Below are 10,755 nucleotides of genomic sequence, written 5' to 3'. Positions count from 1 at the left end.
TCTCTCCGCCTATTTAAGCCTTTTTTAATCATAATTACGAATTAAGCGGAATTTTTCCGTCTATTCATCAGCACGGGTAGGCTTTTTAGTTTGATTGGAATTTTATTTTTGGTTGGAACTTTATCTTTGATTGGAACTTTATTTTTGGTTGGAACTTTATCTTTTTATAGCGGTATGTCAAAATTAATCACGAGAGCACAAGCCCCTTAGTGGGGGTAGTCCGTTAATAAGATATCGGAGGTTTTTAAGATGAAAGTGGCACTAGCGTCAGACCATGGCGGGGTTAATCTCCGCAAAGAAATTGCGCAATTGCTTAAAGAAATGGGAATTGAATACGAGGATTTTGGCTGTGACTGTGAAACATCTGTTGATTATCCTGATTATGCCCTGCCGGTTGCAAAAAAGGTGGCGAGCGGCGAGTTTGACCGCGGTATCCTAATTTGTGGGACTGGTATTGGCATGAGTATTGCCGCCAATAAGGTGAAGGGGATCCGCTGTGCCCTAGTTCATGATACATTTAGCGCAAAAGCAACGCGGGCCCATAATGATTCCAATATTCTTGCGATGGGTGAGCGTGTCATTGGACCCGGTCTTGCCCGAGATATTGCCCAAATCTGGTTAACAGGTGAGTTTGAAGGCGGCCGACATGCTGGGCGTGTTGGAAAAATTGGCGAATATGAGGATAGCACCTCTAACTAGGCTTGGGTTGGACTGAAAATCTGTTCGGGGAGGGCAAGGTTTATGATTCTAAAGTGTGAACAAGAATTGGAAGCGATACTAACGGAATTCAAAGAACAGGCAGCATTCAAACAAGGGCAGCTGCTAGTGATTGGCTGCAGTACGAGTGAGGTCATTGGGGAGCGAATTGGGACATCAGGGACCGTCGAAGTGGCGGAAATGATTTACCGCTGTATGAAAAAACTCCAAGAGAAAACGGGGATTGCACTTGCCTTCCAATGCTGCGAGCATCTAAACCGAGCCTTGGTGGTCGAACGAGCGGTTGCAGAGGAAAAGCGCCTCGATGAAGTTTCAGTTATCCCTGTCCGAACAGCTGGCGGGGCAATGGCTACGTATGCTTTTGGAGCAATGGATGACGCTGTTGTCGTCGAGTTCGTAAAGGCAGATGCCGGCATCGACATCGGCAACACACTGATTGGCATGCATTTAAAACATGTCGCCGTTCCCGTCCGCGTCAAGCAAAAAAGCGTCGGACAGGCCCATGTCACCCTAGCCAAGGTACGCCCGAAGCTGATCGGCGGAGTGCGAGCCGTATACGAGCGCGCAACAGACAATTTGAGCTGTACATAAAAGCTGTGGTGCCTGACACTCATTTTTTTAAGGGTGTCAGGCACTTTTTTTTGAAAAAAATGTGGTAACGTATTTCCGCGTGGTGTCAGGCACCATTTGCTAGTTTATCACTTTTGAAATAGAAGTTTCCAAGGGGATGTCTACTTTTTCTTTTTTACTTCGTAGTAAAACGTGGTAGAATGAAAATGGAATTTTCAAATAGTTATTTTAGGTTCATACATAAAGGGGGATTTTTTGTCATGAAGCATTTGTCTCATGCCGATGAACAGGTTTTTCAAGCGATTCAACAAGAGTTAGGTCGTCAGCGCTCCAAAATTGAATTAATTGCATCAGAAAACTTTGTCAGTGAAGCAGTCATGGAGGCCCAGGGGTCTGTGTTAACGAATAAGTATGCAGAGGGTTATCCTGGCCGACGCTATTATGGCGGCTGTGAATATGTCGATATCGTCGAAGACTTAGCCCGCAACCGCGCGAAGGAAATTTTCGGAGCGGAGTATGTAAACGTGCAGCCGCACTCAGGTGCACAGGCCAATATGGCCGTTTACTTCACGGTTCTTGAGCAAGGAGACACCGTGCTTGGCATGAATCTCTCCCACGGCGGCCATTTAACACACGGCAGTCCGGTTAACTTCAGTGGTATTCAATATAACTTTGTTGAATACGGTGTCGACGAAACGACGCACCGCATCAATTATGATGATGTTCGTGCCAAAGCACTCGAGCATAAGCCGAAAATGATTGTTGCCGGTGCCAGTGCCTATCCGCGCGCGATTGACTTTGCAAAATTCCGTGAGATTGCTGATGAAGTCGGTGCGTATCTCATGGTCGATATGGCGCACATTGCCGGGCTTGTTGCGGCAGGCTTGCACCAAAACCCAGTTCCTTACGCTGATTTTGTGACAACAACCACTCACAAAACTTTGCGCGGTCCACGCGGCGGGATGATCCTTTGCAAAGAGGAATTTGGCAAGAAAATTGATAAATCGATCTTCCCTGGAATTCAAGGCGGTCCGCTTATGCATGTGATTGCTGCAAAAGCTGTAGCCTTTGGCGAAGTACTGCAGGATAGCTTTAAAGCATATGCTGGTCAAATTGTCACCAATGCTCAGCGCTTAGCTGAAAGTCTCCAAAAAGAAGGCTTGAAGCTCGTTTCCGGCGGAACGGACAACCACCTGCTGTTGGTGGACGTTCAGACACTTGGTCTGACAGGCAAAGTTGCTGAAAAGGTCCTTGATGAAATTGGGATTACAGTCAATAAAAACACAATTCCTTATGATCCGCAAAGCCCATTTGTAACAAGTGGTATACGCATCGGCACGGCGGCAGTTACAAGCCGTGGCTTTGGTGAAGCGGAAATGGACGAGATCGCTTCCATCATCGCGTTTACCTTGAAAAATCATGAAGATGTGGCGAAGCTTGAGGAAGCGGCAGGACGCGTCGAAGCATTAACAAGCAAATTTACACTTTATCCGGAATATTAACAAGAAAAGCGCAAGCGCCCTGGCGCTAGACAGTTATCTATTTCTTAAACTTATACTTACTTTTTTATCAGCAGAGAATCGACCTAACTATTAAAGTGTGGTCGATTTTTTTTTGAAAAATCTAACTAGTTAATTTGTCTGTATTTTGATTTGCTCATTGCATTTTTTTTCTGTAAAATGAGACGAAGTGTACATTAATCTAAAAAAAGGGGCGATGATTATGGCAAAGGTATTTGTATTTGACCATCCATTAATTCAGCATAAACTAACATACATACGTGATAAAAACACCGGAACAAAGGAGTTCCGCGAGCTCGTTGATGAAGTTGCAACCTTGATGGCGTTTGAAATTACCAGGGATATGTCGCTTGAGGATATCGATATCGAGACACCTGTTTGTCCGGCGAAATCAAAGGTTCTATCCGGCAAGAAAATCGGGATTGTTCCGATTTTACGTGCAGGAATCGGAATGGTGGATGGCATCCTGAAGTTAATTCCGGCCGCGAAAGTGGGCCATATCGGTTTATACCGCGACCCTGAAACCTTGATGCCGGTCGAGTATTATATTAAGCTGCCAAGTGATGTCGAAGAGCGTGATTTCATTGTGGTTGACCCAATGCTGGCAACAGGCGGTTCAGCGATTGAGGCAATTCGCTCCTTGAAAAAGCGCGGCGCCAAGCACATCAAGTTTATGTGTTTGATTGCTGCACCAGAGGGCGTAGAAGCGGTTAAGACAGCCCATCCGGACGTGGATATCTATATCGCTGCCCTAGATGAGAAATTAAATGACCACGGCTACATCGTCCCAGGCCTGGGTGATGCAGGAGACCGGTTGTTTGGAACAAAATAAGATTTAGTTTGAAAAAAAGTCGAGCATGCTCGGCTTTTTTTGTTGGTTTTTATTAAAAAAAGAGAAAAATCATTTTTTTCAGTGACATCCCGACAAGGTTCCAATCCGATAATTAGTTGTGCATACTTTCCCCCTTCAATGAAAACGATATGGAAAAAGGGGAATTCCGTCGATGAAACTTCTACTTGCGTTACTGCTCGCTTTTCAAACTCCGAAAATACTCATCCATCCTCAGGTCACCAAAAGCACGCAGGAAACAACCGCGATTATTATCCTGAACAAAGCACATACCGACCAGGAAATCCAGCAGCTCATTCAACCCTACAAAGACGTTACATTGCGCCGAGTTTTTCACCACGCGCTGGATGGATTCTCCGTCGCATGCAGTGCGGAATCACTCGCAAAGCTCGGCCGCAGCCATGAACAGATCCGCAGTGTCTCACCAGTGATCACCTACCAGGCGGAAACGGAAGAGAGTGTCAGGATAATTGGCGGGGATGAGGTCCGTAGCTTTTTTGATAAAAAAAACCAGCGGCTGACAGGAAAAGGGGTCACGGTCGGGGTCATAGATACCGGCGTCGATTACACTCATCCCGACCTCAAGCGCAACTACGCCGGCGGCCGTGACCTTGTCGATAACGACCGCGATCCGATGGAAACGCTCGCCCTCGGGAAGGCGACGATTCATGGAACACATGTGGCTGGCATTATTGCCGCCAATGGGAAAATAAAAGGCGTGGCACCGGAGGCGAAAATTGTTGCGTACCGGGCACTCGGACCTGGCGGGGGCGGGACCACCGAGCAGGTGCTCGCGGCAATTGACCAGGCGATAAAGGATAAAGTCGACATTGTGAATCTCTCGCTGGGAAATGATATTAACGGGCCCGACCTGCCAATCAGCCTTGCCCTTAACCGCGCGGTCGACCGCGGGATAGTCGCAGTCGCTGCATCAGGTAACTCCGGGCCCGATGTTTGGAGTGTCGGCTCACCCGGAACAGCATCCAAAGCGATTTCAGTGGGAGCATCGACCCCGACCTTGGAGACACCTTATCTATTAATAGAAGGAAGCCGGGATAAATTTCAGATTGATCCGCTTGAAGGCTCGGCCAAATGGGCACTCGACCGCTCCGCTGACTTAGTCGATGGCGGGATTGGCAGGCCGGATGAACTGAAGAATGTCGATGGAAAAATTGCCATAATTAAAAGAGGCATTTTAACGTTTTCAAAAAAGGCAGAAAATGCGAAGCGGGCGGGGGCGAAGGCGGTCCTCATTTACAATAATATGAGCGGCGGCCGCTTCATGGGCAACCTCGACACCCAAATGTCGCTCCCGGTCGGTGCCATCTCGAAGGACGACGGGGCTATTTTACAAAAAGCTTTAAAAAGCCAGCCGACCTCAGCGCGAGTCACAGTCCGTGAAGACCGGGACCAGCTCGCCGACTTTAGCTCACGCGGGCCAGTGACAGGAACGTGGGAAATTAAGCCGGATATTGTTGCACCTGGGGTGGCAATTCATTCGACGATTCCGGGCGGCTATTTGTCGCTCCAAGGGACGAGTATGGCGGCACCGCATGTGGCGGGGGCGTGCGCGTTAATCAAGCAGGCCCATCCGGATTGGACACCCGAAGAAATCAAAGCGGCGTTGATGAACACCGCGAAACCGCTGGCCGAGTCTGGAACCACGGCCCACACAGCAAATGGGAATCTAACCAGCGAAGCGCCCTACTACCGCACATATGAGCAGGGTGCAGGCAGAATTCAGGTGGACGCAGCGATCCAAGCGACTACACTTGTCACCCCAAGCAGTCTCCGTTTTGGGAAATTTACCGAACAAAGTGACGACCATAAAGCCTATTTGCATGTGGTCAATACTAGCAACCAGGACCAGCGCTATTCATTTGCGATCCCGCCCCATGTCGTGGGAATCGACTGGCGGCTGCCGTTAACGTTTACGCTGAAGCCTAAAGAAACAAGAGACATTACCGTTGAATTAACGGTCGACCCAGAGCTGTTTAAGGAGAAAATATATGACGGCTACCTGCGCCTCGAGGCGGGCGGGTCCACGATCAGAATCCCCTATCTCTATGTTTTAGCAGAGCCGAATTACCCACGGGTCATGGGCTTTGATTTTGCAGAGGGCGACAAACCAGGGCAATACCGCTATGAGGTCTATTTGCCAGGCGGAGCGGAGGAATTTGGGATTGCTCTTTTTAATCCAGAGGATTACCGATTTGTCGGCTTTTTAGATACGATTACCAATGTGAAAAAAGGACTCATTCGCAAGGAAATCGGGGCTGAAATGCTGCCGCCCAATGGGAGCTACTTAGTAAAGGTTTTTGCCAAAAAGGCAGGGAAGGAAGATCATATGGAACGTATGATCACCATTGAGAGGAAAGAGGACTAAAATAGCATTCAGAAACAGACCATGTTCTAGTCAAGACATGGTCTGTTTCACAAAAAATCATAATAAAAGTTCATAAAATTGTACCATTAGTATAATTCTAAATGTTCACAAAATGGACACAAAATATGCAAAAATCCTTCACAATTTCCAATACAATAAGAGTGTTAAGTAAATTCTAAATTTGGAAAAAACATGGGGAAATACTTTGTGGTATAATTCACGTAAATTCATTGACATTGACAAGGTGCTATTGTATGCTAACAAAGGGTATGAATGATAGGGTTTTCATGCAAATATATCTATTTGAGGATAGTATTTAGGTTTGGATTTTTACTCTTTGCCCGCTTGACATTCTCTAAGAGTGAGGATGTGTTACATGCGTAAAAACAACCGCAATCCATTACAAGCGATGGCTTTAATGTCCGCAATTGTCTCCCAATTAGTAGGATCCATTTTAATAGGTATTTTCTCAGGCAGATGGCTAGATCGACAATGGGGTACCGAACCAATTTTCTTAATAATCGGACTGCTTATAGGTCTAGCAGCGGGTACCTATTCCATGCTTCTTTCAATCCGCCATTTCTATTCAGGAGATAAATAACTATGCCAGATTTCAGAGTCATGTACAACAGGCAGCGCAAATGGATTTTTTACTTATTGTCCATTTATGTTCTAGGCTGGGGCTTCACATCGTATCAAACAATTTTTTTAGGGCTAATTCTTGGGACATGCTTTAGTTATCTAAATCTTTGGATTCTGGTGAGAAAGACGGAAAGCTTTGATAAAAAGGTAACAGAGGGTAAGAAACCCAAGTCCTTAGGGTCGCTCTCGAGGATGGCTGTGGCGGGAATTGCTGCGTTAATCGCGCTAAGATACCCCGAGCATTTTGATATGATTAGTTTAGTGATAGGATTAATGACATCCTATATTGTCATTATGATAGATTATTTTTACCATGCATTGCATGTACATAAATGAAGCGGAAGCGAGGTGAGTTTACATGCATCATGAGGTTCCAGAGTTTGAATTTATGGGCCTTTGGTTTAATGGCGCAAATATGCTGATGATTTCAGTAGCAAGTCTGATTGTTTTCCTAATTGCTGTTCTTTCGACACGAAAGCTGGCAATGAAGCCTACCGGGATGCAAAACTTTTTTGAGTGGGTGATGGACTTTGTAAAGGGGATCATCAATAGTACGATGGATTGGAAAGAAGGCGGAAGATTCCACATCCTGGGGATTACATTAATTATGTATGTCTTTGTATCCAATATGTTAGGTCTTCCTTTTGCGATTGTGGTTGATGAAAAGCTATGGTGGAAATCACCGACAGCCGATCCGATTATCACATTAACACTGGCAGTTATGGTTTTGGCATTATCCCATTATTACGGTGTCAAGCTAAAAGGTGTAAAAGGCTATGCAGAAGGTTTCTTCAGTCCAATGAAATTCTTATTCCCTTTGAAAATCATTGAAGAATTTGCCAATACGCTGACTCTTGGTCTGCGTCTATATGGTAACATTTACGCTGGTGAGTTGCTTTTATCACTATTGGCAACAGGATTAGCACACCAAGGAATAGTCGGTACCATTGCAGCGATTCCACTGACATTGGTATGGCAAGGGTTCTCAATTTTCGTTGGTACGATTCAAGCTTACATTTTCACAATGTTAACAATGGTTTACTTGGCTCATAAAGTGAGTCACGACCATTAATAATACACCGTTCATTTTCATGAACATCATAAAAAATTAATTAATGTTTTATACATTTAAGGAGGAAAAAAGAAATGACAGGATCAATTGGTGTTTTAGCAGCAGCAATCGCAATCGGTTTAGCAGCAGTAGGAGCAGGTATTGGTAACGGTCTTATCGTAGGACGTACAGTAGAAGGTATCGCTCGTCAACCTGAGCACCGTGGTTTACTTCAAACAACAATGTTTATCGGGGTTGCGTTAGTAGAAGCATTGCCGATTATCGGTGTAGTTATCGCGTTCATGGTATTAAACAAATAATTCTAGGCAAATACACTTTGGCGATGATCAACAAATCCTCGCCATTCATTTATGTGTTTTTTCTATCGTTAAGCAACTCTTGAAAGGAGTGAACCGAGGGTGTTAACTAACAGTTTTGTATTAGCCACTGCTGCTGAAGGCGGCGGCCACATTAATACTGGAGATATCTTCTTCCAGCTCATCGTATTTATTATTTTGTTAGCCTTACTTAAAAAGTTTGCATGGGGTCCGTTAATGGGCATCATGAAGACTCGTGAAGAGCATATTGGTAATGAAATCAGCGCGGCGGAAAACAGCCGTTTAGAAGCAGAAAAGATTTTACAAGAACAAAGAAATCTTTTAAAAGAAGCACGTACTGATGCTCAAAACTTAATCGAAGCTGCGAAAAAGCAAGGGGAACTTCAGCGTGAAGAGATCGTTGCGGCCTCACGTACAGAGTCTGAACGCATTAAAGAAGCAGCCAAGCTTGAAATTGAGCAGCAAAAAGAAAAAGCTGTTGCCGCGATTCGTGAACAAGTTGCCTCACTATCTGTGTTAATTGCTTCTAAAGTTATTGAAAAAGAATTAACTGCAGCAGATCAGGATCAACTAATTAACGAATATATTAAAGAGGCAGGAGAAGAGCGATGAGCAATTCAATGGTAGCAAAACGCTACGCGTTGGCTCTTCTAAACATTGCAAAAGAGACACAGTCGCTCGGAGTTATTGAAGAAGAACTTCGTGTAGTGAAGGAAGTTGTACAATACAATCCTGACTTAAAAGCCATCTTAAATTCTTCTAAGCTTTCACTTGCAAAGAAAAAAGAGATTATTAAGACTGCTTTCGCATCAGTTAATGTAAATGTACTGAATACACTGTTGATCTTAATCGACCGCCACCGTGAAGACCAAATCATTGATTTGGCAAATGAATTTTTAGAGCTGGCAAACGAAGAGATGGGCGTTGCAGAAGCTGAAGTTTACAGCACACGTACGTTAACTGATGCAGAACGCGAAGCCATTTCATCTGTTTTTGCTGCTAAAATTGGCAAAAAGTCACTAAAAATCGAAAATATCGTTGATACCAACCTGCTTGGCGGCATCCGCCTGCGGATTGGAAATCGTATATATGACGGGTCATTAAGAGGCAAACTCGATCGTTTAGAACGTAAATTGTTAAGCTAGATTTGAAAGATTAGGGGTGAAACTCATGAGCATCAAAGCTGAAGAAATTAGTTCCCTGATAAAAAAGCAAATTGAAAACTATCAGGCGGAAATTCAAGTAACCGATGTTGGTACAGTTATCTCAATCGGTGACGGTATCGCACGTGTTCATGGCCTCGACAATGTCATGGCTGGAGAACTTGTTGAATTTTCAAATGGCGTTATGGGTATGGCACAAAACCTAGAAGCAAATAACGTCGGTATTATCATTCTCGGACCTTTCACTGAAATCAAGGAAGGTGACGAGGTTCGCCGTACAGGACGCATCATGGAGGTTCCTGTTGGTGAAGAACTTATTGGACGCGTGGTAAACTCGCTTGGACAACCAGTTGATGGTATGGGTCCAATCAACACAACAAAAACACGCCCAGTGGAAGCAGTAGCTCCAGGCGTTATGGCTCGTAAATCCGTTCATGAGCCATTACAAACAGGTATCAAAGCGATTGACGCTCTTGTGCCAATCGGACGTGGTCAACGTGAGTTAATCATCGGTGACCGTCAAACAGGTAAAACATCTGTTGCTATCGATACCATCTTGAACCAAAAAGGTCAAGACATGATCTGTATCTATGTTGCGATCGGTCAAAAAGAATCGACAGTACGTAACGCCGTTGAAACACTACGTAAATACGGTGCGTTAGAATACTCAATCGTTGTTACTGCATCTGCATCACAACCAGCTCCATTGCTATACCTTGCTCCATATACGGGTGTTTCAATGGCTGAAGAGTTTATGTATAACGGCAAACACGTATTGATCGTGTATGATGATCTTTCTAAACAAGCAGCTGCATACCGTGAGCTTTCCTTGCTGCTTCGCCGTCCTCCAGGTCGGGAAGCTTATCCAGGGGATGTATTCTACTTACACTCACGTCTTCTAGAGCGTGCAGCGAAAATTAACGATACACTTGGTGCTGGTTCGATCACTGCGCTTCCGTTCATTGAAACGCAAGCAGGCGACGTTTCAGCGTATATCCCAACAAACGTTATTTCGATTACTGATGGACAAATTTTCTTACAATCTGACTTATTCTTTTCCGGTGTTCGTCCGGCGATCAACGCGGGTCTTTCCGTATCACGTGTAGGTGGTTCTGCACAAATCAAGGCGATGAAAAAGGTATCTGGTACCTTGCGTCTTGACCTTGCATCCTACCGTGAATTAGAAGCATTTGCTCAGTTTGGATCAGACTTAGATAAAGCAACACAAGCGAAACTTAATCGTGGTGCCCGTACGGTTGAAGTACTTAAACAAGACCTGCACAAGCCACTTACAGTTGAAAAACAAGTTGCAATCCTTTACGCATTAACACGCGGCTTCCTTGATGAAATTCCATTAGAGGATATCGGCCGTTTTGAATCAGAATACCTTAATTGGTTAGACCACAACCGCAAAGAGTTGTTAGACCATATTTCAAAAACGAAGGACCTTCCTTCGGATGACGATATGGCTTCTGCAATCAACGCCTTCAAAAAGACGTTTGCAGTTTCCGAATAATA

12 protein-coding genes are annotated in these 10,755 nt (G+C 44.8%); all 12 read left to right on the top strand.

Annotated elements, in window-relative coordinates; all coding sequences use genetic code 11:
• The first annotated feature begins 249 nt into the window (after positions 1-249).
• The 12 genes from rpiB (at position 250) to atpA (ending at position 10,753) form a co-directional block, all read left to right on the top strand.
• Complete coding sequence (rpiB, locus tag BDR01S_RS19950) at positions 250-699, top strand: ribose 5-phosphate isomerase B (RefSeq protein ID WP_066248656.1); 450 nt, start codon at positions 250-252, stop codon at positions 697-699.
• Between the two features lie 42 nt (positions 700-741).
• The gene (locus tag BDR01S_RS19945; protein ID WP_066248655.1) at positions 742-1,308 is read left to right on the top strand and encodes a TIGR01440 family protein; all 567 of its coding nucleotides are present in this window, start codon (positions 742-744) and stop codon (positions 1,306-1,308) included.
• 239 nt (positions 1,309-1,547) lie between these two features.
• Positions 1,548-2,789 (top strand): serine hydroxymethyltransferase, encoded by a 1,242-nt coding sequence (gene glyA / locus BDR01S_RS19940; RefSeq protein ID WP_066248652.1) that lies wholly within the window; start codon positions 1,548-1,550, stop codon positions 2,787-2,789.
• Between the two features lie 220 nt (positions 2,790-3,009).
• Positions 3,010-3,639, top strand: a complete 630-nt coding sequence (gene upp, locus BDR01S_RS19935) for a uracil phosphoribosyltransferase (protein WP_066248649.1) — start codon at positions 3,010-3,012, stop codon at positions 3,637-3,639.
• 172 nt (positions 3,640-3,811) lie between these two features.
• Entirely contained in the window at positions 3,812-6,043 is a 2,232-nt protein-coding gene (locus BDR01S_RS19930; protein ID WP_066248645.1) for a S8 family serine peptidase, read from the top strand.
• A 376-nt stretch (positions 6,044-6,419) separates the two neighbouring features.
• Entirely contained in the window at positions 6,420-6,644 is a 225-nt protein-coding gene (locus tag BDR01S_RS19925) for an AtpZ/AtpI family protein (RefSeq protein WP_066248643.1), read from the top strand.
• A gap of 2 nt (positions 6,645-6,646) precedes the next feature.
• Positions 6,647-7,021 (top strand): ATP synthase subunit I, encoded by a 375-nt coding sequence (locus tag BDR01S_RS19920; RefSeq protein WP_066248641.1) that lies wholly within the window; start codon positions 6,647-6,649, stop codon positions 7,019-7,021.
• A gap of 22 nt (positions 7,022-7,043) precedes the next feature.
• Positions 7,044-7,757, top strand: coding sequence for a F0F1 ATP synthase subunit A (gene atpB / locus BDR01S_RS19915; RefSeq protein WP_066248638.1), 714 nt, complete (start codon positions 7,044-7,046; stop codon positions 7,755-7,757).
• A gap of 74 nt (positions 7,758-7,831) precedes the next feature.
• A complete protein-coding gene (gene atpE / locus BDR01S_RS19910; RefSeq protein ID WP_026568218.1) occupies positions 7,832-8,056 on the top strand; it encodes a F0F1 ATP synthase subunit C in 225 nt (74 codons plus the stop codon).
• Positions 8,057-8,155: 99 nt separating this feature from the next.
• Complete coding sequence (gene atpF, locus BDR01S_RS19905; protein WP_066248636.1) at positions 8,156-8,686, top strand: F0F1 ATP synthase subunit B; 531 nt, start codon at positions 8,156-8,158, stop codon at positions 8,684-8,686.
• The gene (locus BDR01S_RS19900; protein ID WP_066248633.1) at positions 8,683-9,219 is read left to right on the top strand and encodes a F0F1 ATP synthase subunit delta; all 537 of its coding nucleotides are present in this window, start codon (positions 8,683-8,685) and stop codon (positions 9,217-9,219) included. Before atpF ends, BDR01S_RS19900 begins: the two co-directional genes overlap by 4 nt.
• A 25-nt stretch (positions 9,220-9,244) precedes the next feature.
• A complete protein-coding gene (gene atpA, locus BDR01S_RS19895) occupies positions 9,245-10,753 on the top strand; it encodes a F0F1 ATP synthase subunit alpha (protein ID WP_066248630.1) in 1,509 nt (502 codons plus the stop codon).
• The last annotated feature ends 2 nt before the right edge of the window (positions 10,754-10,755 follow it).

This window comes from Neobacillus drentensis NBRC 102427, assembly GCF_001591445.1.
GTDB classification, from domain to species: Bacteria; Bacillota; Bacilli; order Bacillales; family Cytobacillaceae; genus Neobacillus; species Neobacillus drentensis.
The sequence above is the reverse complement of the archived record's forward strand: the minus strand, read 5'-3'. Positions and strand labels throughout refer to the sequence as shown.